The organism is Polaromonas sp. CG_9.11 (genome assembly GCF_015752225.1).
Lineage (GTDB): Bacteria > Pseudomonadota > Gammaproteobacteria > Burkholderiales > Burkholderiaceae_C > Polaromonas.
On the sequence record NZ_JADOVE010000017.1, the window covers coordinates 13,990 to 40,019 of the forward strand.

The window sequence follows — 26,030 nt, forward strand, 5'->3', positions numbered from 1 at the left end:
CTTGACCATGACACCCACGACCGCCCACCTGGCGCTGCCTTTCTTTGACGACGTTCACCGCGAACTCGGCCCCCGGCTGGTCGACTGGATTGCCGGCCAGCAGGTGGACGAAAACGATGACCGCAAAGCCTGCAGGGAATGGGTGAAGCGGTTGGGCGACAGCGGCTGGTTGCGCTATTGCGTCCCAAGCGGCAGCGATGGCGCACTGGGCGGAGCACTCGACACGCTCGACTCGCGCGCGCTGGTCATCCTGCGCGAAACGCTGGCCTTTCATTCGCCGCTGGCCGATTTTGCGTTCGCCATGCAGGGCCTGGGCAGCGGCGCGATCACGCTGGCGGGCACGCCGGCGCAGCAGGCCGCCTACCTGCCGCAGGTCGCCAGCGGCGCAAAAATCGCCGCCTTTGCCTTGAGCGAAGCCGATGCCGGGTCGGACGCCGGCGCGATGACGACCCGCGCGACCCAGGTCGAGCGCGGCTGGGCCGTTAACGGCAGCAAGTGCTGGATCAGCAACGGCGGCATCGCCGATTTCTACGTCACCTTTGCCAAGACCGACCCCGGCGCGGGCACGCGCGGCATCACCGCCTTCATTATCGACGCCGCCGCGCCCGGCCTGGACGCCAGCGAGCACATCATGGTGATGTCGCCGCACCCGCTGGCAACGCTCCAGTTCACCGATTGCCGGCTGGATGGCGCTGCGCAACTCGGGCTGCTCAATGGCGGCTTCCGGCTGGCGATGCAGACGCTGGACATCTTTCGCGCCTCGGTGGCCGGTGCAGCGCTGGGCATGGCGCGGCGCGCACTGGCCGAAGCGGTGCGACATGCCAAGACCCGGCAGATGTTCGGCCAGACGCTCGCCGACTTTCAACTGACGCAGGCCAAAATTGGTGAAATGGCAGCCTTGGTGGATGCGGCGGCGCTGCTGACCTACCGCGCCGCCTGGCTGCGCGACGAAGGCGAACGTCTCGGCAACCCGGTGCGGGTCACGGCAGAAGCGGCGATGGCCAAGATGACGGCCACCGAAAACGCCCAGCGCGTCATCGACATGGCGCTGCAGATGCACGGCGGCCTGGGCGTGAAAGTCGGCACCAAGGTCGAAAGCCTGTACCGCGACATCCGCTCGCTGCGCATTTATGAAGGCGCGACCGAAGTCCAGTTGCTCATCATTGGGAAGGCGGTATTGCAGTCATGACGTCCCTTACACACCCTGCGTCCGCGCAAACCGACCGCTTTGTGCAGGAGCGCCTGCCGCCGCCCGGGCAGTGGCCCATGCTGGACTATTCACTTTTGCCCGGCCTGCACATTGCGCCACAGGCCAACCTGGTCGAGGTTTTGTTCGCGCGGGCTTTCCAGGCCGGTCATGCCGGCAGGCCGATGCTGCGCTCCGACCGGATCACGCTGAGTTATGCCGACGCGCTGGACCGCGTCAACCGGATTGCGCAGGTGCTGACGGAAGACTTCAAGCTGGTGCCGGGCAACCGCGTGTTGCTGCGCGGCGGCAACTCCATCGGCATGGCGCTGGGCTGGCTGGCCGTGGTGCAGGCAGGCCTGGTTGCCGTAGCGACGATGCCGCTGCTGCGCGCCAAGGAACTCGGCGAGATCATCGAAAAAGCCCGGCCGGCGCTGGCGCTGTGCGATGCCACCTTGCGGGAAGAGTTGCAGACCGCCCAGTCGCACGGCGGCACACTGCAAGCCATCATTCCTTTCAACCTGATGCGCGAGCCGGGCTGCATGGCCGTGCTGGCCTCGCAAAAGGACGGCCATTTCACGCCCTGCCCGACATCCAGCGACGACGTTGCCATGATGGCCTTCACCTCGGGCACCACCGGCCAACCCAAGGCGGCGGTGCACAGCCACCGCGACGTGCTGGCCGCCTGCGAAGCCTGGCCGCGCCATGTGCTCCAGGCGCAACCCGACGACATCGTGATGGGCTCGCCGCCGCTGGCCTTCACCTTTGGCCTGGGCGGCCTGCTGATCTTTCCGATGTGGGCCGGCGCGTCGGTCTATTACCCGTCGATTGCCTACACCCCCGAGGCGATGGTCAAGCTGGTGAAACAGGTGGGGGCGACGATCTGCTACACCGCACCGACGTTCTACCGCCAGATGGCCGCGTTTGCCCGGCAGCATGGCGTACCCGACTTGCGGCTGTGCGTCAGCGCCGGCGAAAGCCTGCCGGACGCCACGCGCCAGCTCTGGAAGGACGCGACCGGCATCGAGATCATTGACGGCATTGGCGCGACCGAGATGTTTCACATCTTTATTTCCTCGACGCCCGACGACATCCGCCGGGGCGCCATCGGCAAGGTGGTGCCCGGTTACACCACGAAAGTGGTGGATGACAGCGGCGCAGAAGTGCCGCGCGGCCGCATCGGCCGGCTGGCGGTGATCGGCCCGACCGGGTGCCGCTACCTCGACGATGCGCGCCAGCTGAACTATGTCAAGGACGGCTGGAACTACCCCGGCGACGCCTTCATGCAGGACGCCGACGGCTATTTTTTCTACCAGGCCCGCGCGGACGACATGATCATCACGGCGGGCTACAACGTGGCCGGACCGGAAGTCGAAGACGCGCTGCTCAAGCACCCGGCAGTGGCCGAATGCGGCGTGGTGGGCATGCCCGATGAAGACCGGGGCATGGTCGTCAAGGCTTTCGTGGTGCTCAAACCTGGCCAGACGGGCGACGCCGCCATGGTCAAGACCCTGCAGGACCACGTCAAGGCCATGCTCGCGCCCTTCAAGTACCCGCGCCAGATCGAATTTCTGCCCCGGCTGCCGCGCACCGAAACCGGCAAGCTGCAGCGTTTCAAGTTGCGCCAGCCATGAACTTCACGACGCAAAAACGGGTGCGATTTCACCATTGCGACCCGGCGGGCATTGTTTTTTATCCACAGTTTTATGTCCTGCTGCATGAGGTGCAGGAAGATTTCCTGGCCCACATCGGCTACCCCGAACATGAAATGATTGCCGGCGGACACGGCGTGCCCATCGCCGACATGAAAACCGAATTCCTCGGCATGTGCCGCCACGGCGATCTGCTCACGGTCACGCTGGCGCTGACCCGCATCGGTGGCGCCAGCCTCGGCATGCACTATGAAATTCAAGCTTCTGCGCAGGCTGGACAAGCACAAGGCGCTATTAAATTAAGATCGCATGGCGTGGTGGTCTATTCCGACATTCCGCACGGCAAACCGGTGCGAATTCCCGACGGCCTGCGTCAGGCCTTGCTGCCCTATCTTCAGACAACACCGCAAACGCCATGATCACCAGACTCCAGCCGCCCGACTGGGCCGAACCCAAGGGTTATGCCAATGGCATTCTGGCGCGCGGCGCCCTGCTGTTTGTCGGCGGCCAGATCGGCTGGAATGCGCAGCAGCGGTTTGAAAGCGACGATTTCGTCGCCCAGACCCGGCAGGCCCTGCAAAACATCGCGGCCGTCCTGAAGGCTGGCGGCGCCGGTCCCGAGCACATGGTGCGCATGACCTGGTACATCGTTGACCGGGTCGAATACAACGCCCGGCTGAAAGACATCGGCGTGGTCTACCGCGAGGTCATGGGCCGGAACTTCCCGGCGATGACCTGTGTGCAGGTGGCCGCGCTGGTTGAGGCGCAGGCCCAGGTCGAGATCGAGGTGACGGCCGTGCTGCCGGCCTGAATCACACGGCGCAGGTGCCCTCCTAGATCAAGGCGATGCAACGCTTTTTCTGCCGGGCCCGGAGACCCCAGGCCAAAGACCGGCCGGTCCATCGGATCAGCTTGCCTCATTTTGACGTGATCGCAACAAGTTGTTGCTAGCGGTTTACCTCGCGTTAACACAATCACTGGCAAAAACCATGTATTTCAGAGTCTGAAAAAGTCATTTTCGACCTGCTGCGGAACACTTTTCTCCTCTAGGCAGCCGTTGTATAAGAGGTTTTGGCGCCTTTGGGGGCAGGCCTGAAGCCCCGCGATACCCCCACCCCGTATTGCTGTTACTTTATATTTCGCTCGAAACCCCGTGTTACTTCACGCGGGTTGACCCCCCATAGCTCGACGGACAAAATCCGTTCACTTTTCGTTCACCGGCTTATTTGCCGCCTTCGAATGAATTGCAGCCGGGGGAAGCATCGCTTGATAACGCGTGCCCTGCCCTGGTTTCGCCGCCCGGCGCCAGGCTGAATTATCAGCACTTTCTGGTCGCCAGGCTCCCATTTAATCCGCAGTTATTCGGTTCATTCATTGGATCAAATGATCCTTCCACGTCCAAAATTCAACATGATGCATTCACGTCCAAAACTCAACTCGATCACCAAAGCCCTGACTGGCGCGCTTGTCCTTTGCCTGAGCCAGGCAGCCAGCGCGGCTGAGGTAGCCCCGTACTTTCATTCATGGGGCGGTTCGTTGAATGATGCGAAACAATCCGTTGGCATGAACAGTGCCATCCTTTCCTTTGCCACCACCAACGGCAGCTGCGCGCTGGTGCCGGACCTGACCAACAAGCTGGAGGATGCACGCAACTACGTCGCGGCCGGCGGACGGCTGCTTATTTCGTTTGGCGGTGCGCATGGCGTGTATGCCGAAGTTGCCTGCAGGAACGATGACCAGCTGTTCAGCCTGATGGAAAATCTGATGCGCGATTCGAACAGCCGCCGCTTCGATTTCGACATTGAAGGCCATCAGTTGAAGGATGTGGAAGCCACGGCCCGCAGGGCGCGTGTTCTGGCGCGGCTTCAGGCGAAGTATCCTGACCTGTATATTTCCTTTTCCTTGCCTGGCTGGCTGCTGGGCTTTGACCCGAATTCCATGAATTTATTGAACACGACCGTGGCAGCCGGCGTGCGAATCGACATGGTCAACGTGATGACGCAGAGCTTCGGCGTGCAGAACCTGCAGACCATGGTGCCGTCCTCCACGGTGGGCGAAGCGTCGGTCATGACATTCCGCGCTGCGGTGAACCAGATGACGGCGGTCTTTCGCAACAAGACCCAGGCACAGCTTCACGCCATGATGGGGATCACGCCCATGATTGGAAAGAACGACGACGGTTCGACCTTCACACTTGACGATGCGTACACGGTTGCCAACTTTGCCAAGCAAAACGGCGTGGGCCTGATTTCCTACTGGTCCTTTCAAAGAGACCGCGCGCAATCCAGCAACGGCTCGACCAACCTGGGCTCGTTCAGCGGTGTGGCGCAATCTGACTTCCAGTTCTACAACATCTTCAATTCTTCCGGCGGCTTTGTGACCGCAGCCGCAGCTCCGGCGCAGGCAGCCGCCGTGGCGGGAACCTGCAGCGCTGCAGGGTGGAGCCAGGGCAAGCAGTATGCGGCGGGCAGCATCGTGTCCTATCCGGACAGAAAGCTGTATATCGCCAAGTTCGCCAACCCTGGCTACAACCCGACCATCAGCACCTATTACTGGTCGCAGTACGTCTGCTAAAGGCGGCAGGCCCGGCCTTGAACTGGTTTCAGGCACGGGCCCGTGATGCGCAAAGCCCAAGGTTCGGCGAAAAACTTTAGGCGGCATGCCCCGGTTTCCGGGAGCGTGGCGGCGCTTTCAGTTTGCCAGGCGGCAAAGGCTTTTCGATGTCTGCCCACGCCTGATGGTTTGCGCTTTCCTCGAACACGAAAGTCGTGAACTCATCGAGTTCCGTTGACTTGTCAAAAAAAGCATCGGCACCGGCAGACATGCACAGTTCACGCATTTGCGGGGTCGGATAATTTGTCAGCACGACAACTTTCTGCGCCAACGTCGGTTGGAGGTGCTTGATCACCTCAAGCCCGTTGCCTTGGGCAAGCCACAGGTCAACCACCACCACATCCCAGGAACGCTGGTGCGTGCTCAGCCAGCGGCAGGCCTCACATTCGCTTCCCGACGAACCGATCACCTTGGTATTGGTCAATTCCTCAAGGGCTTCGGCCAGCCATTCCAGAATGATCGGGTTGTCTTCAACAAGGTAGATTCGCAAGTGCATGAACAAGGGTAACCAGCGCACGGCAGGCAAATGTAGGACGCCGGCCTTGCTGCGCCTAAGGCTGGTACGCCCTTTGTGCCTGTTCCTTCGGCAGGCCGGACACCTGCGGCGCACCCGGCATCGGCCATTCGAACACTATGTGCGGCCACGCCCATAGTGTTTCATCGCGGCGTGTTATTTTCGGCAGAAAACCCCCGACACGACAGGCTTGCCGTGTTCGTTCTGGCCAGCCAACCTGTTTTTAACACCAAATAGGCCTCTGGCGCAGGCGCAGAAAGCGCGAATAACTATAAATTTAATAGCAAATAATTGTCCGGAGCATTGACTGCCGCGAGGAACAGCCAAGGGTGACTTCACGCTGGCTTCCACAGCTCCGATGCAGCTTGCGTACTGGGCGATCGAAGCGTCGGTGGAGTCCCTTGATCGCAAGCAAACGGCTTGAAACGCCAGGAACATTGACACCATGATGAACGAGTTTTTAGCCCACAATCGCGACAACCTGATTGCCAGGTGCATCGAAAAAGTCGCCAAAAGACCAAAGCGGGCCACTACCGTGCAGCAATTGAAAAACGGCGTCCCGATGTTCATCGACCAGTTGACCAGTTGACCAGTTGACCAGTTGACCAGGACACTGAAAGCCGAGCAAGACAATGAAGACGGCGTCAGCCTTCAAATTTCCGGCCCGTCGGGCGGCGATGTCTCGAGGTTGTCTGAAATGGGGATCACTGCGGCGGCGCATGGCAAGGCGTTGCTGCACCTTGGCTACAGTGTGGACCAGGTCGTGCATGACTATGGCGACCTCTGCCAGGCCATCACCGACCTGGCCTTCGAGCGGGATGCGCCTTTCAGCATCGACGAATACCGAACCTTGAACCGTTGCCTGGACAATCCCATTGCGGATGCCGTGAGCGAATTCAGCGCCCAGCGCGATGCGGCCATCACGGCGCAGCAAAGCCTGCATGAGAACGAGCAGCTGGGTTTTTTGATGCACGAGTTGCGCAATGCGCTTGGAGCAGCAAGCCTTGCGGCCACCGCCATGGAGATAGGCAACCTGACACCGGCAGGAGCCACAGGCGCGGTGCTAAAGCGCAGTCATGCACCCATGGCCAGGCTTATCAGCAACGCGCTGAACGAAGTGGTCGTCGAAGGCAGAGATCCCTGTCAACAGCAGCCCCTTTCGCTGGCATCTTTCATTGCCGACGCCAAAAGTGACGCCGATCTGGAAGCCGGCACCGCCAACACGCATGATGCGGGTCGGTGTGCCATTTGCCCCCTGCCCGGGCAAGTCGAGCCCAGCGGGGCAGCAACATGCGCGCGTATCCTACACACGCCCATCAGCGGCGGCGTGAAACTAACTGATGAGCTTATTTCGAGCTTGATGGACTACACAATGACCTGCTTACTGCCCTCTACCACCCCACGCCGCCTTGTCGCGCTGGCCATGGCATCCCTTTTCCTTGCAGCAGCCCCCAGCTTTGCCAAAGACCACGGCGACGAGGGAAACGGCGAGGGAAAACACGCGCAGAAGGAATACCGAAAGGCCCAAAAACACGCGGACAAGGAATATGCCAAGGATCTCAAGGATGATCAGAAGCACGATGCAAAAGCCCAGAAGCAGGCCGAAAAGCGTCAACGTGAAGACATCAAGCAAGGCCGCTACTTTGATGACGGGCAACGTACCTTGGTGCGCCAGTACTACACCCAGACCTATGGCAATGGCAAAAACTGCCCGCCGGGGCTGGCCAAAAAGCACAACGGCTGCCTGCCTCCGGGGCAAGCCCGCAACTGGCAAGTCGGCCAGCCCGTGCCCAGGGGCGTGATGTTTTACACGGTTCCCCAGCCCGTGATTCGCCTGTTGCCGCCTGCCCCATACGGCTACCGTTACGCCCGAATCGGCGGCGACATCGTCCTGGTGCAGCAACAAAACAACCTGATCGTGGACATCATCATCGGCCTGCTCGGCTGATCTGACCCGCGCAGGCCAGGCAGCGGGCATCGCGGGCGAGGTGGCAGTGATGCTTGCGGGGCGGGCTAGATGAAAGCGATCCGGATATGCTGCAAAATTTCCCCAGACAGTTCTTCATGCCCGTACCACCGGCATGTCTGCCCAGCACGTCGTATACCCCGGCGTGAGCCTTTCCTGCTTCATCGCCCAAGCCTTCGGGTCCCCGGCCAGCCCGCTACTGGCCATCTGCACCGTGCCCCGGCCGTAGCGTAGGTTGAGGTCGTCCATTGCGGTCATCAAGCGGCCTCTCTGGCTTCTTTCAGGCACCTCGCCACGCTCCAAATCCAGCGCTGCCTGCTGCACTGTCGTGGGCTGCAATTCCAGCAGCATGACCCCTGCCTTGGCCATCTGGTAACCCGGCCGGTAGATGGCACGAAGCCCCCTGAGCGCTGCCGCGACGATCACGCCCGTATCGGCGCTGGCCCGGCGAAGCGGCATGCTCACTGTGCGGCTGTACTGGGGCGCTTGCCGAAACGGACTGGTGCGAACAAACACCAGCACTTGATGGGTCAGGCTGCCCTGGCGGCGCAGCTTGTACGCTGCCCGGCTGGCAAACTCAGTGACGGCTTGGCTCAAGTCCATCAGGTCCGTGACCGGCTGCCCGAATGAACGGGTGCAGGCGATCTCCTGCTTGCGCGCCGGCGCAAGGTCAAGCCCAATGCACGCCATGCCCTGCAACTCGCGCACCGTGCGCTCCAGCACCACCGACCAGCGCCTGCGCACCATCGCCGGGTCCAGCCGGGCCAGGTCCAGCGCCGTATGGACACCGCTTTCCTTGAGCTGCGCCGTCATGCGTCGCCCGACACCCCAGACCTCGCTCGCGGCCGTGGCGGCCAGCACCTCATTGAGCGCTGCGGACGTGAGTTCGGCCAGGTTGCACACCTGGGCCAAGCCTGCCGGGTAGCTGCCGGGCTTGCGTTCGGCGGTCTTGGCGACATGGTTGGCCAGCTTGGCCAGTGTCTTGGTCGCGCCCATGCCCACGCAGCAGGGAATGCCAATCCAGTCCAGGATGCGTGTCCGCACCTTGAAGCCGCGATCTGCCAGGCAGCCGCGCACGCCCGCGAGGTCAATGAACGACTCGTCAATCGAGTAGATTTCCTGCGCAGGCCCCAACCCGGCGGCCAGGCTCATCATGCGGTCGCTCATGTCCCCATAAAGGGCAAAGTTGGCCGACAAGGCCACGAGACCAGCCGATTCGGTCAAGTGCTCGATCTCGAACCAGGGCGCGCCCATGGCGATCCCCAACGCCTTGGCTTCATTGGACCGGGCGATGGCGCAGCCGTCGTTGTTGCTGAGCACCACCACCGGGTGGCCTGCCAGGCTGGGGCGAAACACCCGCTCGCAACTGACATAAAAATTGTTGCCATCCACCAGGGCGTACATTGCGCAGCCCTTTTTTCAGGCAGTGAACTGCTTGATGCAGGCAGTGACCACGCCCCAGACCTCGATGGTCTGCTCGCCATGGGGAACGATGTCGGGATACGTTGGATTGGCAGCCTGCAGCTTGGTGCGCCCCCCCGACTGGTACAAGCGCTTGACGGTGAATTCGCCATCGACCACTGCCACGACGATATGCCTGTGGCGCGGCGCCATGGCCCGGTTCACCACCAATATGTCATTGTCAAAGATGCCCGCTTGCACCATCGAGTGGCCACTGGCGCGCAGCAAGAAGGTTGCCTGCGGATGCGTGATCAGCACCTGCGTGAGGTCGATGCGCTGGGCGCCCAGGTCTTCGGCTGGCGATGGAAAACCGGCGCAGACCCGGCTGATGAGCAGTCTTGCCAACAGCGGCGCTTCGGAAACGGGCACCGGTCGGGTTGGCGAAAATATACTGGTCATACATACAGTATAGGCCGCCCCATGTGTTTCCCCCGTCTGTTTCTAGCTCGACTGTTAGAAAAGCTGTGGACGCAACATCAGGCGCATCGGTCCAGGACAGCAAAAAGCCCGCACATGGCGGGCTTGGGCGGTGCAGTGAACTGCGGCTAAAAGTCAGTGGTTCCCTGCGGGGAACGGGCCGATCTGCCTCAAGGCGTGGTCTTTTTTTCGCCATGCTTGTGGGGTCCGGTCGGGGAATTGGGCGAACTCTTTTTGGCTTGTGCCTTGTCGCCTGTCTTGCCGGTGGCTGCAGTTTTATTCGGTGAATGGTTTTTACCGCCTTGGGAGTCTTTGGTGTTTTGAGGCATCTTCGTTCCTTGGGTCATGCGGCTGAACCATTTCAACCGGTCTGCACACTCTAGGCAGACACCCAGCGCTGCGCTGTGGGAAAAATAGCATCTGCCCGTAGGACGCGGTCATTAGTTTTCCGCCATGACGCACAGTGTCGTCCCGCCCCTGACGCGGCGCTCGACCCTGCAAATGCTGCTTCGCCTTTTGCCTAGTCTTGGCTGGCACGGAACAGCCGCGTTGCAGCGGAGGACCAAACCGCTCGCGCGGTCAGCCACCGACAAGACCGTAGTGTCGCGTCACGAAGCCATTGTCGGATAAAGGCGTTTGCGCTTGATGCGGGCGCCCTGGGTGGTGAATTGCCAGTTGACCTTGGCCTGCTCGGGGGCAAACGCCTCGTACAGTGAGGCCGGTGTGTGCGTGTTGAGGTTGTCCATGACCAGCGTGATGCGCGCAGCTTCGGGGTAGCTCGCTGCGATGGCCTGCACGAACAAAGCCCAGTCCGCTTTCGTTCTGCGCTCTGTGACCTTGCTCAAGCGTCGTCCGGCCAGCGGCTCGCTCGCCCTGAAGACCTTGCACGCCCCGCAGCGTTCGTATTCGTAGTCATGGCGCTCGGGGCGCCCCGGCGCCGCTGCAATGGGCTCGCGGGTTTCACGAATCAACTGCCGTGGCGTCTCGTCCATGCACACCACCGGGTGCCTGACATCGTAAGGCCTGCCGTAGATGTCCAGCACTTGTTCCATGGCTGCCACGAAGGCGGCGCTGGCCTGGGGCGCAATCACCCAGCCGATTTTTCTCCACGGCTTAAGTTCATTTTTGTTAGCGCCCGCCGGACCGTCTCGTGAGACACGCTGTCGATGTATTCGAGCGCCACCAGCCGATCGGCCAGCAGCCGCAGCGACCAGTGTGCCTGGCCGTCAGGGGGCTCCGAGCAACTCATGGCCACCAGTTGCGCTTCCAGGCGGCCATCGACCTTCAGCGCGTACGCGCGCTGCGAAGCCTGACGGTTCAGGGCCAGTTCCCGGCTTCTCCTGAACAAACTTCTTTTTCACCCGGTCCACCTTGCGCTCGCTCACGCGCAGCATCGCCGCAATGCCGCGGCTCCTGGATGGACAGAATAACGTCACGACTCTCCGGGACCATACACCTGGTCTGACACGGAGTGGTGCTAATGAGACCACCGGGAACCGGCTTGCTTCCCCGACGGCTTTGCCCTCATTTGACGGGTTGAATATCCGTCACCACCATGGCACCACCGGCTTTTTCTGCTTTAAAACGGATCTTTTCCCCGACCTTTGCTTTTTCCAGCAGGACAGGGTCCTTGACCTGGAACACCATGGTCATGCCCGGCATGTCCAGATTCTTGATCTCCCCGTGCTTGATGGTGATTTTCTTGTTGTCCAGGTCAACTTTTCGGATTTCGCCTTCTGCCATGTCGGCGGATGCCGCCATGGGCATGTCCTTCTTGGCATCGCCCATGGGCATGGCGCCACCGCCCGAAGGCATGTTCGTTTGTGCCGAAACAGTACCGGCCAGCAGGGCGGTTAGAAGCAGCAAAGCGTTGAATTTTTTCATGATGATTCTTTCAGGATTTGACAGAAGATTTGGAGGCGTAAGACTGGTAAATGCGCGAGTTGCCATCGGCCAGAACGAGCAGCACATCGTAGGCATCCCGGGTGTCGCCCATTTCCATGCCCGGTGAGCCCATCGGCATGCCGGGTACGGCCAGGCCGAGTGCCTTGGGTTGCTCACGCAGCAATCGGCGCAATTCTTTCGCCGGAACATGCCCCTCCACCACGTAGCTGCCCAGACGCGCGGTGTGACAGGAACCAAACTTGGCATTCAAACCAAATTTCTGACGAATGGGTGCCGTGTCTTCGACGTCATGGGTCACCACCTCAAAGCCGCTCTTGCGCAGATGCGCCACCCATTCATGGCAGCAGCCACAGCTTGGCGTTTTCCAGACGGTGATCTGGTTCGCGCTGCCAGCAGCCAGTGCGCGCAAGGGCTGCGTCAAGACGGCAGCGCCCACCAGTGCAAGCGACATCTTCAATGCGAAGCGGCGGGAAATCGTATCAATGCTTGTTGTCGACATGGCCATTTCCTTTGGATTGCGCCTTGCTGCTTGCCACATTGACCACACCCTTCATGCCGGCGTCAAAGTGGCCAGGCTGCAGGCAGGCAAAGTCCACCTTGCCGGCCTTGGTGAAATGCCAGATGATTTCGCCGCTTTTGCCTGGCGCGACCGTGACCATGTTTTCGTCGGCATGTTCCATCTCGGGATTTTTCTTCATTACCTCGTAGTGGTCCTTGAGCTCCTTGGCGGTTCCCAGCACCATTTCGTGCTTGACCTGGCCCGAGTTTTTGGCGACAAAGCGGATAGTTTCACCCTGTTTGACCGCGATTTTTGAGGTGTGAAAGCGCATGTCGTCGGTCATGTCGACGTTCACGGTGCGCGTCACATTGGAGGCGACGCCGGGCTTGCCGATTTCATCGACACCGCCATGGCCGCCTGCGTGGTTGCCTGCAGCCATGGCCGTTATGGCCAGAAAAAGGCCGGGAATGGCGATCAGGAGGTTGCGTGATTTCATGAAATACCTTTCAAGGGTGGAAATGAAAAAAGTGTGGTGGCCGGGCCAGTGCCAGCTTGCACGTTGGATGCATGGCTGAGATTTTGAGAAAAACAGGCTGTAGCGCAAGCAGGCAGAGCGCTAACAGCTATTATTTTTATAGTGAACCGGTTTTGCATCGGATGCCTTTTTTTGAGCAATGGCTTGCTGACGGTCAGTGTTTCATACCGCCCATACCGCCCATACCGCCCATGACGGGCTTGCGGACCTGAACTTCGACTTCTTTCGCCGGCATGTTTTGGGCTTTCATGGACTGGCCGCCTTCGGCTGCAAAGCGTGCCGGATGGGGCAAGGCGCCAGTCCATTCATAAGCCACTTCACCTGCCGGGTGCTTGTACCAGCCCGGGTCCTTGTAGTCGCCGGGCTTCTGGTCCTTGCGCACCTTGACCATGCTGAACATGCCGCCCATCTCGACCGAGCCGAACGGGCCCTCGCCGGTCATCATCCTTTCGGTGTTGTCCGGCAAAGGCATTTCCATCTCGGCCATGTCGGCCATGCCGCGCTCGCCCATCACCATGTAGTCGGGAATGACGTGGGTGATGTCGCGGGCGACCTTGCGGTGATCGACGCCGATCAGGGTCGGCACGTCGTGGCCCATCGCGTTCATCGTATGGTGGCTCTTGTGACAATGAAAGGCCCAGTCGCCTTCCTCGTCGGCCAGAAACTCGATTTGCCGCATCTGGCCCACAGCCACGTCGGCAGTCACCTCGGGCCAGCGGCTGGCCCTGGGTGTCGGGCCGCCGTCGGTGCCGGTCACCGTGAATTCATGGCCGTGCAGGTGCATCGGGTGATTGGTCATGGTCAGGTTGCCGATGCGGATGCGCACCTTGTCGTTCTTTCGCACCACCAGCGGGTCAATGCCCGGAAAGACCCGGCTGTTCCAGCTCCACAGGTTGAAGTCAAGCATGGTCATGATCTTGGGCGTGTAGGCGCCGGGGTCAATGTCGTAGGCATTGAGCAAAAACACGAAGTCGCGGTTCACCTCGTCGATCAAGGGGTGCCGGGCCCGGGGGTGCGTGATCCAGAAACCCATCATGCCCATGGCCATCTGCGTCATCTCGTCGGCATGCGGGTGGTACATGAAGGTGCCGGGACGTTTGGCCACGAATTCATAGACAAATGTCTTGCCGACCGGAATGGCTTTTTGCGTCAGGCCCGACACGCCATCCATGCCGTTGGGCAGGCGCTGGCCGTGCCAGTGCACGCTGGTGTGCTCGGGCAGCTTGTTGGTGACAAAGATGCGCACCCGGTCGCCTTCGACCACTTCGATCGTCGGCCCTGGCGACTGGCCGTTGTAGCCCCACAGGTGCGCTTTGAAGCCAGGCGACATTTCGCGCACCACGGGTTCGGCCACCAGGTGGAATTCCTTCACGCCAGCGTTCATGCGCCAGGGAAGCGTCCAGCCGTTGAGCGTGACCACCGGGTTGTAGGGGCGGCCCGTGCTGGGCACCAGCGGCGCCATGGTGTCGGGCGTGGTCTGAAAGACGGGCTCGGGCAATGCGGCCATGGCCACCCGGCTCACCGCAGCGGCGGCCACCGCCGTGGTGATGGCGCCTGCACCGGTCAAAAAATTTCTTCTGTTCGTCATAGGAGTTTTATTCAATGTGTTTCGTGAATCTGGGCGTGACTGGATTCAGTGGCCAGCTGCGTCGCCACCACCACCGACAGCAGGCGCGGCCATGGCCAATGCGGTCGGTTTGCCGGTCATGGACGCGGCGAGCGCGGCATCGGCCAGCCAGAACTGCTGGTAGGCGTTGAGGGCGGCGGTGACGCTGGCGATCTGGTCGCGGTTGTCGGCCAGCAACTCGAACACGCCGATCAGCATGCCGTTGTAGCGCAGGATGTTTTCATCGGCCATGGTTTTGCGCAGCGGCACGATTTCATCGCGGTAGTGGCGCGCCACGTCGTAGGCGGTGCGGTAGGCCGAATAGCTTTCGCGCAACTGCGACGATGCGCCGCGAACCGTGCTCTCGTAGCGGTGGACCGCTGCCAGCGACTGGGCGTTCATGGCATCGCGCTTGGCCGTGCCCCAGTCGAAGATCGGCAGTCGAATGGCCAGCTCGTAGCCTTTGCGCGGTGTGCTGGTGCCTTCGGCATTGTCAAATACCGTATCGCGGCGCACGCCAAGCTCCACGTCCACCAGACTGGTGACCAGGTTCAAACCTTGCGATTTTCCTGCCATCTCGAGCTGGTTGCGTGCGATCTGCACATCCAGCCGCTGCTGGGGGGCGTTGGCATTCACCACGGCGGCCTGCAAAGGTTCCTTGGGCAAGTCGGGCAGGCGATCGGGCAGCTTGAGTTGACCGGCTTGTGCGTCGGTTAGTCCCAGTTGCCGAATCAATTCTTCCCTGGCGGCGGTGCTGGCATGCTGGCTGGACGCCAGCTGGGCTGCGCTGTCGGCATAAAAGCTTTGCTGGCGCGCGCGCTGCAGCTTGGTGAAATTGCCCACCTGCTGCATGCGCTTGGCCAGTTCGGCGCTCGCCTGCGCGCTGCGGTTGACCTGGTTTGCATAGGCCAAAGACTGCTGTGCGGCAACAGCGCGCACCCATGCCTGGCGAACCTGGGTGACCTGCTCCACCACATTGGCGCTGAGCTGTACCCTGGCTTGCGCCATCTGGCCCCGTGAAATCTCCAGGCGCCGTGGCAGCGTCAGCAAGTCCAGCAGGCCAAACGACAGCAGGCGGCCCAGCTCCAGTTCGTCGGCAAAGCGGATGCGCTCGAACGTGAAGACCGGGTTGGCGATGCGGCCGGTCTGGTTGGCCTGGGCCATGTCGGCCCAGCTTTGCGCCAGCAGGCTTTGCACCGCCGGGCTGTTGGCCAGTGCCAGCTGAACGGCGTCATCCATGCCCAAGGGATTGGCCAGCAACTCACTGCTCAGCCTGGCTCTGGCTTGCGCTTGCTGCTGGGTACGACTGAGTTCAAGCTTTCCTTGGGTAAACGTGCCTGTGGTGTCGTTGGTGTCCCGCACGGCCTGGTCCATGTTGACCGATGCGCAGCCCGCCAGCACCAGGCTGGCCGCCGCCAGGGTGGTCAATCGAAAAATATTTTTCATGGTGTTTGTTGTTCCTGTCACGGTTTGGCCGGTGCTGCGCCGGAATCGGGCTTGCCAGAGCCTTCTGGCGCCTGCGGTTGACTGGCTTCCTTGGCGTACTCGCGCCAGCCACCGATGCGCGCGGTGGTGTCGTTGGCGTCTTTCCAGTTGACCGTCTTTTCGTCGGTGTAGCGCTGGTAGCCCTCAAGTGCCGAGCGGTAAGCGGGCAGAGCCGCTGGGGCCGTCGCGGCTGAAGCGCCGGGGTTTGCGGGGGAAGCTGCAGAAGCAGGCGCTTGTGCACTGACCTGGGTGGTCCACAGGGACGCTGACAGCACAACCAGTGCAGCAGGCAATTTTGAATAGAGGTAAATGCTCACAGAAATCTCCTGAAATACAAGCAGTGCGATGGGGAAATTGCGGTTGTCCGGGCACGCCGCCAGGTGTGCAAACCCAAAGGGCCGTGCCGGCAGCAAGTACAGGCCCAGTACGGGCCTGGAAATCAGGAAATCGGCGGTTTTTGGTCGCGTGCAGCTTCTGCACTGGCGAATTGGGCAACTTCCGCGCGAGGCAGTGTGCCCAGGTTGAATGCAGCAGAGTCAGTGGCTGGCACGGGCGACAGCGCCACCGTATGGCATGCCTGGCAAGCGCTGCAGGACTCACAATGCGTGTCTGCTGCGTGGGGATTACGTCCCGACGCATGGTCCAAGCACTTGGCTTCAGCCAAAGCCGAGGTTACATCCCCTGGATCGAGATCAAGATCGATATGGGCTTGTACGCCCGCTTCGTGAGCGTGAATAGCTACTGAATTTGTAGCGGAATGCTTCAAATTCTGTACCTGGCTAGCGGCCATGCCCGTCGCCATCGCATCACTGACCCAACCGCGCAGGGGCAGCAGGGCGATCATGAGGATGAGGAATAGGTGGCGCATGAGAAGCTCAGATACCGAAGATTTTTAGTAGTTCATTTTATATTGCACGGCATTGCACCGCTTACGGCAACATTGCGCAACCCACGGTCATCAACCTGCCAACCTTGGTTGGCAACGAATTCGCAGGGCATAAATAGGCGTGGCCAACATTTATTGCAACAAAGCCCAAGAAAAAGTACAAAGGGTACTAAGAACTCAAGTGCGCCCGCATGGCCGTGGAAAGTCTGGCACCCTCATCGTCTTTCATACGGCAGGAGCGTCCGAATTTATTTTCCATGGCCATCTGCCATCTTTGAACAGATGCACTGTTGCTCCATCGTTGAGTTGAAAGGACTTTTCGATGCTTCCTTGATCGATGGCGAAAGCAGACAGACCCGGAAAAATGAGACCGAATCCAACGACGGCTTTGAAAATAGACATAACAAAAATCTTTCGTGGAACTTTGCAACAGGCCTCAGAAAATGTATACGGCTAGGGATGTCACCCTTTGCATCATTGACGGTAATGTAGAGGAGGGGGTCAGGCAGCTGTCTGACCGGAACATTACGATTTTGATATATTTGATTTAGTCAACCACCAGCCTGGATTTCAACTCAATCATCCTTGCCAGATACTGCCGCAGGTCTCGACGGATTTAGTCGCGAAACAATCTTTGCTGGAAATGAAAGCGTGAAAGTTGTTGTGCCGTTCACAAGACTTTTCGCGCTCACCTGTCCTCCATGCGCTGACATGATGGATCGAACAATCGCCAAGCCAAGACCTGCGCCTCCGTCAAGACGTGCTCTGGCAGAGTCAACACGGTAAAAGCGGTCGAAAATGCGTTGTAAATGATCCGGCGCGATGCCATCTCCTTCATTGCCTACAGCCAATGTGGTGCTCTCATTTTCAACAGATATCATCAAGTTCACTTTGGAGTTTGCATGCGCATGGCGAATCGCGTTGGACACGAGATTTGTAATTGCGCGTTGCACCAACAGGCGGTCGCCCAAGACAGTCGCTGCGCCTGCGACTTCAACCGTCAATCCTCGCTCTTCCGCAATCAGCGACAAATACTCTGCTACCTGCTGGGCCTCTCGGGCCAGTTCGACCGACTCACATTTGAGAATATTCTCGTTGTGGTCTGCGCTGGCGATGAAAAGCATGTCGGAAATCAAGCGGGACAGGCGTTCGAGTTCTTCGACATTGCCTTCCAGGACCTCTCGCAGCTCAGAAACTGTGCGGGTTTTGGAAAGCGCCACCTGCGTTCTTCCTAAAAGCGTTGCAATGGGCGTGCGCATTTCATGGGCAAGTTCGCCCGAAAACTCCTGCAGCCTTTTATAACCGTCATCGATTCGTGCCAGCATGCCGTTGAACGATTCCGCAAGTTCGTAGAGTTCGGTGGGCAATCCCGAAGAAGACACCCTGTGGCTAAGGGACTGAGTTCCAATCGATGCTGCCAATCGATGAAATCGTCGCAGTGGCGCCAAACTGGTGCGCGCAATGAGCCAGGCGCCAAGCGCCACGATGAGCAGCAGTATCGGCAACGCAACCAATGTGGTACCGATGAAGCCATCCAGCAGCTTGCGGTCATGGCGCCGGTCCAGAGAAAGGTAATAACGCACCGCCTTACCATTGACAACCTGACCGATACCCCGAATGGCATTGAGTTGACCACCGTTGGGCATCCTCCATGCTTCAATGGACGCATTGATCACCGCATTGGCGTGCAGCTCAGACACTGATTGCTTTGCAATTTCGGAAAAGCTCGCCGCCCATTGACCACCGGCTGGATCAGTCAAGGCCAAATGCAGGTCGTCATGGCCAATCAACAGATCCCCAAACCTGTGCTGGTTTTGAAGGATCGCTTCAGGTGTTGGCATTTCAGATAACACGTGCAGGAGCAGGTCGCGCTTTCCCTTGAGCTCTTCGGCGGCACGTGCATCGAGTTGTTGTGACAGGGCATAAAAACCGACCACAATGGCTCCACCCGTAACGACGAGGCCAAAAAATGCACTGGTGACTGCGATTCGTGCCGCCAGTGACTTCTGAGACCAGAGGCTGAGCAGCGCGCGTTGCGTCACACCGGATTCCGACGTTCAAGAACGTAACCTACGCCGCGCACCGTGTGAATCAGTTTTTCCTCAAAAGGATCGTCGATCTTGGCGCGCAGACGTCTGATCGCCACTTCGACAACATTGGTGTCCGAATCAAAATGAATGTCCCATACAAGCGAGGCAATCTGTGTCCTGGAAAGTACCTCACCCGTTTTCTGGGCCAAAAGAGTCAGCAAGGCGAACTCTTTGGCGGAAAGGTCGATCCGCTGGCCTGCCCGGGTTGCCCGGTGACGCACTGGATCTATCTCAAGATCGGCTGTCCGTAAAACGGAATCGTTTGTAACTGGCTGGCCGCGTTTGAGCAGTGCGCGCACCCTTGCCAACAGCTCGGGAAACTGAAAGGGCTTGACCAGGTAATCATCAGCGCCTAGGTCAAAGCCGCGCACCTTGTCGTCTGTCTTGCCGCGGGCGGTGAGCATCAAAACGGGGACTTGCTTGGAGGTGCGCAGCGCTGAAAGCACGGCAAATCCGTCAATGCCTGGCAGCATGATGTCCAGAATCACCAACACATGGTCGCCGTTGGCAGCTGCGTGAAGGCCGTCCGTTCCATTGTGGGAAACCTCAACGGCGTAGCCACTTTCCGTCAGGCCCTGGCGCAAATACTCTGCAGCCCTGGGCTCGTCCTCAATCACCAAAATCTTCAAAATGGGTTCCCGTCGTACATAACGTATTCGTAATCTGCAGGTCAGCATGGTGTTGCCGTCTGGCTTCTACATTGGGAACCGTGGTGCAGCAGTTGCATACAGGTTGTTCCAAAGTTTGGGACAGCACAAATGATATTAAAGGAATTTGGACCATGCTATTTCGTAAAACCGTATTCGCCCTGACCCTCGTTGGTGCTGGTATTCCTGCCGCATTTGCCAACAGCCATACCGGCTGGGCAGGCAGCGAGCGTGGCGTTGGCATCATCCAGGCGGACACCAGCGCCAGCACCAAAACCCGCACTGAAGTTGTGCAAGAGTTGCAAGCTTTTCGCAAAAACCCCGTTGCCGCTGACGGCAGCAGGCTCGCCAATAACGATCGAGGCTTTGCGCCCGCCCAGCACAGTTACGCGTTTCAAGGAGGCGCCCTTGTCCATACGGACACCATTGCGCACAACACCGCCAAACCAAACGTGGTGATAACGGACGCCGACAAGCGACTGAACCGCGAACTGTACCGCCAGTAAACACCGCGTCGTCCATTGATCAACCTTACGTAGGAGTTTTATGAAGACAAATATCAATGCCTTGCTGGTTGCTGCAGCCCTGTTTGCGGGGAGTTCCGGGCTGGCGATGGCTGCCTCTGATGTGCAGACTTTGCCCTTGAGCGCAACTGCAACGCCTGGCGTTTCAGCAAAGTTGACATCTGGAGAGGTGCGCAAGATCGACACCGAGCAGGGCAAGCTCACCATCAAGCACGAGGCAATCGAAAACCTTCAAATGCCAGGCATGACCATGGTGTTCAAGGCGACTGATCCAGCAATGCTTCAAAAATTGCAGGTCGGAGACAATATCCAGTTTGCGGCCGAAAAAGCCAACGGTGCCATTGTTGTGACGAATATCCAGGCAGTTGAGTAATCTTCAGCCGGCAGGATGCTTGATGCTCTCTAGGGCTTATTCAATGAGCGACCTCGCCCCTGTTTTCCGTACTTTATAGGCTGGACTCACCCCATTCACACTGAATCGCCCCGGGGCGATTCAGATAGTTCCTTCCGACCCAACTGAATCAATTGACACACGTCGAACAAGATTCCTTGGTGTGAGCGTGCCGGTGGTGTCAGTGCGAAACATCGGCTGGCCAGCGCGGCTGACGAGTGAAACTATTGGCAGAGGGAAAAGTAGGGGAAGCTTTCCGAAAAAAGTCGCACCCCGGAAATGGACCGGACATGAGAACTGTTTGTCCCCGGAAACAAAGAAGCCAACCGCATGGGTTGGCTTCTTTGCAAGGTAAACCTTGGTGGCCTGGGGCGGAATCGAACCACCGACACAAGGATTTTCAATCCTCTGCTCTACCGACTGAGCTACCGGGCCTGAACAAGTGAGTATATATCACCCGAAGGGCACTTTTGCACTGCTTCAGCTCCAAAATTCACAGGCTGCGCTTGCCGCGTGTCAGGTCAACGCCGAGCTGCTTGAGTTTTCGGTAAAGATGGGTTCGCTCCAGACCGGTTTTTTCAGCCACGCGGGTCATGGAGCCGCCTTCCTTGGCCAAGTGGAATTCGAAGTACGCTTTTTCAAACTCGTCACGCGCGTCGCGCAGCGGCTTTTCGAGCATGAAGCTCTGGGTTGACTGCAGCCCCCTGTCGGCGGAGGCCATCAGGACACTGCCGGCCATGATGACTTCAGGCACGAAATCGATCATGGGCGAAGTTGGCTTCAAGGCACTGGCGAGTGGCCGGGCAACCGTTCGGGCAAGGCCCTGTTCAACGGCCTTGAGCAGCTTTTGCAGCGTGATGGGCTTTTCCAGGAAGGCCATGGCGCCGATCTTGGTGGCTTCGACTGCCGTGTCGATGGTGGCATGTCCGCTCATCATGATCACGGGCATGTTCAGCAGGCCGGTGGACGACCATTCCTTGAGCAAGGTCACGCCATCGGTATCGGGCATCCAGATGTCGAGCAGTACCAGGTCGGGCCGCGCCAGGGCACGGGCAGCGCGGGCCTGGGCGGCATTTTCAGCCAGATCGACCTGGTGCCCCTCATCATTGAGAATTTCTGAGAGAAGGTCGCGTATGCCCAGCTCGTCATCGACCACCAGAATATTTGCCATGATTGAATTGCTGCCTGCCTGTTGTTGACGTGTTTGCTGCCGATAAGAAGGTTCTTGTGCCTGGATTGTCCCAGACGTGGTCAAGTCGCAACGCCAAATGATAACGACACTTGCGCGCCCTGCACGCTCCCCTCCAGCACACGGTTTGAAATATCAATCCGTGCGCCATGCTCATCGGCGATTTTCTTGACCACCGCCAGGCCCAATCCGGTGCCTTTGACCTTGGTGGTGACGTAAGGCTCGAAGGCGCGCTTGAGGATGTGCTCCGGGAAACCTGCCCCATTGTCACGTACCGTCAGACGCACCCGATGCGAGCTGTCGGAATAGTCGGTCTTGAGGGTGACCAGGGCGTTCTCCTTGCCTTCCTGTGCATCCTGCGCGTTTTGCAGGAGGTTGTGGATGACCTGACGCAACAACTGGGCATCGCCCCGGATGGGTGGCGCATGGGGATCGAGTTCGGCCACCACGGGCATCACCTGGCCTGCCGGATCGCCGTGGTAGAGCTGCAGCACGTCGCCCACCAGCGCATTGAGGTCCACCGCCACCAGTTCGGCGGCCGGCAGGCGTGCATAGTCGCGGAACTCGTTGACCAGCCGCTTCATGGCGTCCACCTGGTCGACGATGGTCTTGACCGACTTGGTCAGCAGCGCCTGCTCGACCGGCGCCAGTTTTCCATTGAGCTTCATTTCCAGCCGTTCGGCCGACAGCTGGATTGGCGTGAGCGGGTTCTTGATCTCGTGCGCGAGGCGTCGCGCCACCTCGCCCCAGGCCTGCGCGCGCTGGGCGGACACCATGTCGGAAATATCGTCGAACACCAGCAGGTATTCCTCGGTGCCGGGCATCTTGGCGCCACGCGCGATCAGCGTGATGGCATTGTCGCTGGCGCCGTGGCCGGCGCCATGCAGCTCAAACGACTGCTGCCAGTGGGCCAGCGTCTGGGCCGCATTGCTGAGGTAGTCGGCAAACTGCGCCAAAACATCCTTGGCAAAGATTTCCAGCCCCGGGACCTGCCCCAGCGGCTGGCCCTGGTAGTCGTGCAGGGGCGCGCGCAGGATCCGGGTGGCGCCCGGATTGCTCGACTGGATGCGGCCATGCACATCGAGCACGATGACGCCGGCGGTGAGGTTGTCCAGGATGGTCTGGAGATTGGCACGCGAGGCGTCCACCTGGCTCATGCTGTGCTGCACCGCCGACCGCGCATCGGCCAGCTGCTGCGTCATGTCGGCAAACGAGCGCGTCAGCCCACCCAGCTCGTCCTTGCCCTTGAGCGCGGCCTTGGGCGTCAGGTCGCCCTGGGCCACCTGCTTGACACCTTCGGCGAGCAGCAGCAGCGGCTTGGCCAGCTGGTTGCCCAGAATGACGGCCAGAAGCACCGCGCTGAACACCGCCAGGAACAAGCTGAGCGTCAGCGTGCCGATGTACATTTTCTGCAGGCCGCCGCGCGCCAGCGCCCGCTCCTGGTACTGGCGGTTGGCCTCCTGAACGGCGATCGCGTTGGCCACCAGGCTGGCGGGCAACACGGTGGTGACCTGCAGGAAACGCGATTGCCCGAGCACATTCAGGCTCGGGTTGTTGACCACGGCAATCGCCTTGACCCGGGCCGCCGTGGTAACGCCGGGCGCCGCAGGACCGGGGCTGGCGCCGAGTTCGCCATTGCCGCCAGGCGCGACTTCATCCAGCCCTTCAATCTGGGTCGTCACCTGCTGGCTGCGCGCGCTGCGCAGTTGCTGCACCGACGGTCGTTCAGGCTGGATCAGGAAGCGCGATTCACCCGCATTGGCAATCAGCTGGCCGGAGGCGCTCCAGAGCACCACGTCGCTGGCGCCAAGCTGTTCACGCAGGCGCTCCAGCGCCAGGCCGACCGTCGCATCGGGCGTTTCCGCCAGTTGCGTGGCGGCCTGGCGTGTCTTGTTTCCCGTGTCCGCGGCCAGGGTGTCGAGGGTTGCCCGCCCCAGGTTCAGGCCGGCCGCGAGCGCGGACTCCACCTCGACATCGAACCAGCTTTCAATCGAACGCGAAACGAACTGGTAGGACACCACATAGATCATCAGGCCCGGCATGAGGCCGACCAGTGCAAAGATGGCGGCCAGCTTGACCAGCAGGCGGCTGCCGAAACGCCCCTGGCGCACTCGCAGCACCAGGCGCAGGGTGATCCACGCGACGACCGCGAGCAGTAGCACGGCGACGGCGACATTCAAGCCAAAAAGCAAGGCGTAATTGCGCTCGTACAGCTCGCGGTTGTCGGTCGCCTGGGTCAGCAAATAAAGCAGGACCAGGCCCAGCGCCACGACCACACCGGCCCCCACGCCGACGGTCCAGCGAAACGCAGGACTGCTTTTCAGGGCAATCAGCTTGACAGTGCGGCTCATTTACCCCCCTCGGTGGCGGATGGCGCAGGCGTCAGACGGAGCCGTTCCCTGACCTGGGCAGAAATGGTCCAGTCGCGTTGCCCGGCGACACCGATCTGGAAAGGACGCGGTAACTGCGACAAATCAAGCCAGAAATTCAGGTTGAGCATGTATTGCTCACCCGGATCGACCTCGGCGGCATCGGCAATTTTCCAGTGGGACACGCGCTGGATCGCTGAAAGCGCTTCGGGCAGGGTTTCGTAGTTCTGGCTCAGCGTGGCGCGAAGGCCGGAAGAACTGGTGATGAGGCCGGAGACGATGTTCACGCGCCAGCGGCCGGTCAGGGGCTGGTAGGCCAGGCGCAAGGTGCGGGCAGCGCTGGCCACGCGCAGGTCGGTCCAGTACCAGCGATCGCGGTAGACATCGGCCTCCACGACAAAATAGACCGCAATCCCCTTGAGCAGCGCGTCTTCCACCACGGACGGAACCTCAAACCGCACCACCGCCGAGAGGTAGACCCCGTCGTCGGTGCGTTCGGTGCGCAGCTGGGTGATCTCGGTCGGCGCTGCCGCCCAAGTGGCTGACGCCCACAGCAGGCACAGGCAAGCGGCCAGCAGGCAATGCGCAAACGCTTCAAGCGCTGCGTTTTTCAAGGACTGCGTAGTAAAAGCCATCGTGTTCACGCATCAAATTGTCGGGGAATACGGCGCCTTTGACACTCCCCTGCGGCAGCAAATGCCCGGGCGAAGGCATCAACACCGCATCCGGGTGGTCAGCGGCAAACGCCTGCGCCTGCTGCTCGCCTTCTGCCCTGAACACCGAGCAGGTGCAATACACCAGCCGGCCGCCGGGTTTGAGGAGCGGCCAGAGCGTGGCCAGCAGCCGGGTCTGGATAGCCGCCAGCTGGGCAATGTCGGTTGGACGGCGCAGCCAGCGCACGTCGGGATGGCGGCGCACGATGCCCGATGCGGTGCACGGCGCGTCAAGCAGGATGCCGTCGTACGGCTGGCCATCCCACCAGTTGCCGGGCCGGCTGGCGTCGCCCACGACGATGTGCGCCTGCAGGCCCAGGCGCGCCAGGTTCTGCGCGATGCGCTCGCAGCGCCTGGCGTCAATGTCCAGCGCGGTCACGTCGCAGTCGGCCAGTTCCAGCAGGTGCGCGGTCTTGCCGCCGGGCGCGGCGCAGGCATCCAGGATGCGCAAACGGGGCGGGCCCTCGCCGGCAACAGCCATGAGGCCATCGAGCAGCAAAGGCGCAGCCAGCTGGGCAGCAGCATCCTGGACCGAAAAATGCCCTTCGGCAAACCCCGGCAGCGACATGACCGGACGCGCCTCGGTCAGGACCACGCCATGCTCACCGATGGGGAATGCTCCTATATCCATAGCTAACAATGCTTGCACATATTGCGCAGGCGTCGTTTTTCGTTCATTAATCCGCAAAATCAGCGGGGCGCGGCTGTTGTTGGCGCGCAAGATATCCTGCCACTGCGTTGGATGGTCCTTGCGCACCCGGTCGATCCACCACTGCGGATGGTTCCAGACCGCCAGTGGGCTTTTTTCGGTCAGCGCCATCAAGGCGTCACGCTCGCGCAGGAAGCGGCGCAGGCAGCCGTTGATGAAACTGGCCTGGTGCAGCGTCGCGTCGCTGCGCTTGGCCGCTTCCACCGCCTGGTCAACCAGCGTGTGCGCGGTGTAGGGCGCCGCTTCCTCGCCGCAGGCCAATGCCAGCGCCACGCACAGCAGCGCATCGGCTTCAGGCGGCGGCGGGCGCTTGGCGAGTTGCTGGCGCAGCGCTTCGGCCCGGCCCAGCCAGCGCAGCGCATGAAAGGCCAGCGCCTGGACGCCGGGACGCAGTTGCGCATCGACGTCTTCCAGCGCCGGCGTCATCGACTGGCCGTCGCGCACGGCCAGCAATATGGAAGCGGCACCTTGAAGCTGGCGCCATAACGGGACTTGGGCAGACGGGGAAGAATTCGGTTGAGGTTGCATCGGTTCGGTAGGGTCAAGGCCGGCCTTGCACCGGCTGGCGTAAATCCGCCCGCATGACGGGCAGTGGTTTTTCCCTATTAGACCAGCCCCGGCCGCAGATAAGACAAAGCGGTTGTGTCTGCACCCGCCAGGCCAGGCGCACAAA

At 60.5% G+C, this 26,030-nt stretch carries 27 protein-coding genes, 1 tRNA gene and 1 pseudogene; 8 read left to right on the forward strand and 21 right to left on the reverse strand.

Features of this window, described 5'->3' with window-relative positions:
* Positions 1-7: 7 nt before the first annotated feature.
* The 5 genes from IWX85_RS14200 to IWX85_RS14220 all read left to right on the forward strand — a co-directional run bounded on the left by IWX85_RS14200 (position 8) and on the right by IWX85_RS14220 (position 5,412).
* Positions 8-1,189 carry an acyl-CoA dehydrogenase family protein gene (locus IWX85_RS14200; protein WP_036808675.1) on the forward strand — a complete coding sequence of 394 codons (1,182 nt, stop codon included), beginning with the start codon at positions 8-10 and terminating at the stop codon, positions 1,187-1,189.
* Positions 1,186-2,820 carry an AMP-binding protein gene (locus IWX85_RS14205; RefSeq protein ID WP_196870169.1) on the forward strand — a complete coding sequence of 545 codons (1,635 nt, stop codon included), beginning with the start codon at positions 1,186-1,188 and terminating at the stop codon, positions 2,818-2,820. The genes IWX85_RS14200 and IWX85_RS14205 overlap by 4 nt, the downstream gene beginning before the upstream one ends.
* Positions 2,817-3,257: a thioesterase family protein gene (locus IWX85_RS14210; protein WP_196870170.1), complete on the forward strand. Its 441-nt coding sequence runs from the start codon at positions 2,817-2,819 to the stop codon at positions 3,255-3,257. The genes IWX85_RS14205 and IWX85_RS14210 overlap by 4 nt, the downstream gene beginning before the upstream one ends.
* Complete coding sequence (locus IWX85_RS14215; protein WP_036808658.1) at positions 3,254-3,649, forward strand: RidA family protein; 396 nt, start codon at positions 3,254-3,256, stop codon at positions 3,647-3,649. The genes IWX85_RS14210 and IWX85_RS14215 overlap by 4 nt, the downstream gene beginning before the upstream one ends.
* A 599-nt stretch (positions 3,650-4,248) precedes the next feature.
* The gene (locus IWX85_RS14220) at positions 4,249-5,412 is read left to right on the forward strand and encodes a glycosyl hydrolase family 18 protein (protein WP_231379783.1); all 1,164 of its coding nucleotides are present in this window, start codon (positions 4,249-4,251) and stop codon (positions 5,410-5,412) included.
* Between the two features lie 76 nt (positions 5,413-5,488).
* Here IWX85_RS14220 and IWX85_RS14225 read toward each other — a convergent pair whose 3' ends face one another.
* Positions 5,489-5,947, reverse strand: coding sequence for a response regulator (locus tag IWX85_RS14225; protein WP_196870172.1), 459 nt, complete (start codon positions 5,945-5,947; stop codon positions 5,489-5,491).
* Positions 5,948-6,425: 478 nt separating this feature from the next.
* Positions 6,426-6,938 carry a hypothetical protein gene (locus IWX85_RS14230; protein ID WP_231379784.1) on the reverse strand — a complete coding sequence of 171 codons (513 nt, stop codon included), beginning with the start codon at positions 6,936-6,938 and terminating at the stop codon, positions 6,426-6,428.
* Between IWX85_RS14230 and IWX85_RS14235 the strand changes: the two genes are divergently transcribed.
* Positions 6,933-7,913: an RcnB family protein gene (locus IWX85_RS14235; protein WP_196870174.1), complete on the forward strand. Its 981-nt coding sequence runs from the start codon at positions 6,933-6,935 to the stop codon at positions 7,911-7,913. The genes IWX85_RS14230 and IWX85_RS14235 overlap by 6 nt on opposite strands.
* Before the next feature lie 114 nt (positions 7,914-8,027).
* Here IWX85_RS14235 and IWX85_RS14240 read toward each other — a convergent pair whose 3' ends face one another.
* From IWX85_RS14240 to IWX85_RS14305, 14 genes and pseudogenes are all read right to left on the reverse strand, one after another.
* A complete protein-coding gene (locus tag IWX85_RS14240; RefSeq protein ID WP_196870175.1) occupies positions 8,028-9,335 on the reverse strand; it encodes a Y-family DNA polymerase in 1,308 nt (435 codons plus the stop codon).
* A gap of 15 nt (positions 9,336-9,350) precedes the next feature.
* Positions 9,351-9,791, reverse strand: coding sequence for a LexA family transcriptional regulator (locus IWX85_RS14245; protein ID WP_196870176.1), 441 nt, complete (start codon positions 9,789-9,791; stop codon positions 9,351-9,353).
* A gap of 188 nt (positions 9,792-9,979) precedes the next feature.
* Entirely contained in the window at positions 9,980-10,156 is a 177-nt protein-coding gene (locus IWX85_RS14250) for a hypothetical protein (protein WP_196870177.1), read from the reverse strand.
* A gap of 261 nt (positions 10,157-10,417) precedes the next feature.
* Positions 10,418-11,224 (reverse strand): annotated as a pseudogene (locus tag IWX85_RS14255) (IS630 family transposase); the annotation flags it as partial.
* A 109-nt stretch (positions 11,225-11,333) separates the two neighbouring features.
* Entirely contained in the window at positions 11,334-11,759 is a 426-nt protein-coding gene (locus tag IWX85_RS14260) for a copper-binding protein (RefSeq protein WP_370584296.1), read from the reverse strand.
* Positions 11,704-12,213, reverse strand: coding sequence for a DUF411 domain-containing protein (locus IWX85_RS14265; RefSeq protein WP_196870178.1), 510 nt, complete (start codon positions 12,211-12,213; stop codon positions 11,704-11,706). The genes IWX85_RS14260 and IWX85_RS14265 overlap by 56 nt, the downstream gene beginning before the upstream one ends.
* A complete protein-coding gene (locus tag IWX85_RS14270; RefSeq protein ID WP_196870179.1) occupies positions 12,194-12,709 on the reverse strand; it encodes a plastocyanin/azurin family copper-binding protein in 516 nt (171 codons plus the stop codon). The genes IWX85_RS14265 and IWX85_RS14270 overlap by 20 nt, the downstream gene beginning before the upstream one ends.
* A 193-nt stretch (positions 12,710-12,902) precedes the next feature.
* Positions 12,903-14,336 (reverse strand): multicopper oxidase family protein, encoded by a 1,434-nt coding sequence (locus tag IWX85_RS14275; RefSeq protein WP_196870180.1) that lies wholly within the window; start codon positions 14,334-14,336, stop codon positions 12,903-12,905.
* 45 nt (positions 14,337-14,381) lie between these two features.
* On the reverse strand, positions 14,382-15,800 hold the full coding sequence (locus IWX85_RS14280; protein ID WP_196870181.1) for a TolC family protein: 1,419 nt from the start codon (positions 15,798-15,800) through the stop codon (positions 14,382-14,384).
* A gap of 17 nt (positions 15,801-15,817) precedes the next feature.
* The gene (locus tag IWX85_RS14285; RefSeq protein WP_370584297.1) at positions 15,818-16,156 is read right to left on the reverse strand and encodes a hypothetical protein; all 339 of its coding nucleotides are present in this window, start codon (positions 16,154-16,156) and stop codon (positions 15,818-15,820) included.
* 122 nt (positions 16,157-16,278) lie between these two features.
* Positions 16,279-16,683, reverse strand: a complete 405-nt coding sequence (locus IWX85_RS14290) for a hypothetical protein (RefSeq protein WP_231379785.1) — start codon at positions 16,681-16,683, stop codon at positions 16,279-16,281.
* A gap of 267 nt (positions 16,684-16,950) precedes the next feature.
* The gene (locus tag IWX85_RS14295; RefSeq protein WP_231379787.1) at positions 16,951-17,127 is read right to left on the reverse strand and encodes a CopK family periplasmic copper-binding protein; all 177 of its coding nucleotides are present in this window, start codon (positions 17,125-17,127) and stop codon (positions 16,951-16,953) included.
* Positions 17,128-17,300: 173 nt separating this feature from the next.
* Positions 17,301-18,767 (reverse strand): heavy metal sensor histidine kinase, encoded by a 1,467-nt coding sequence (locus tag IWX85_RS14300; protein WP_370584298.1) that lies wholly within the window; start codon positions 18,765-18,767, stop codon positions 17,301-17,303.
* Entirely contained in the window at positions 18,764-19,444 is a 681-nt protein-coding gene (locus IWX85_RS14305; protein WP_036808623.1) for a heavy metal response regulator transcription factor, read from the reverse strand. Before IWX85_RS14305 ends, IWX85_RS14300 begins: the two co-directional genes overlap by 4 nt.
* 152 nt (positions 19,445-19,596) lie before the next feature.
* Here IWX85_RS14305 and IWX85_RS14310 point away from each other — a divergent pair, with 152 nt between their 5' ends.
* Complete coding sequence (locus IWX85_RS14310) at positions 19,597-19,968, forward strand: DUF4148 domain-containing protein (RefSeq protein WP_196870183.1); 372 nt, start codon at positions 19,597-19,599, stop codon at positions 19,966-19,968.
* A 40-nt stretch (positions 19,969-20,008) separates the two neighbouring features.
* A complete protein-coding gene (locus IWX85_RS14315) occupies positions 20,009-20,359 on the forward strand; it encodes a copper-binding protein (RefSeq protein WP_196870184.1) in 351 nt (116 codons plus the stop codon).
* Positions 20,360-20,736: 377 nt separating this feature from the next.
* On the opposite strand, the gene IWX85_RS14320 is transcribed toward IWX85_RS14315, so the two are convergent.
* From IWX85_RS14320 to rsmB, 5 genes are all read right to left on the reverse strand, one after another.
* A tRNA-Phe gene (locus tag IWX85_RS14320) sits at positions 20,737-20,812 on the reverse strand.
* 58 nt (positions 20,813-20,870) lie between these two features.
* A complete protein-coding gene (locus tag IWX85_RS14325; protein WP_036808577.1) occupies positions 20,871-21,548 on the reverse strand; it encodes a response regulator in 678 nt (225 codons plus the stop codon).
* Between the two features lie 80 nt (positions 21,549-21,628).
* A complete protein-coding gene (locus IWX85_RS14330; protein WP_196870185.1) occupies positions 21,629-23,917 on the reverse strand; it encodes an ATP-binding protein in 2,289 nt (762 codons plus the stop codon).
* A complete protein-coding gene (locus IWX85_RS14335; RefSeq protein ID WP_196870230.1) occupies positions 23,914-24,570 on the reverse strand; it encodes a DUF4390 domain-containing protein in 657 nt (218 codons plus the stop codon). Before IWX85_RS14335 ends, IWX85_RS14330 begins: the two co-directional genes overlap by 4 nt.
* The gene (rsmB, locus tag IWX85_RS14340; protein WP_196870186.1) at positions 24,530-25,885 is read right to left on the reverse strand and encodes a 16S rRNA (cytosine(967)-C(5))-methyltransferase RsmB; all 1,356 of its coding nucleotides are present in this window, start codon (positions 25,883-25,885) and stop codon (positions 24,530-24,532) included. Before rsmB ends, IWX85_RS14335 begins: the two co-directional genes overlap by 41 nt.
* Between the last annotated feature and the right edge of the window lie 145 nt (positions 25,886-26,030).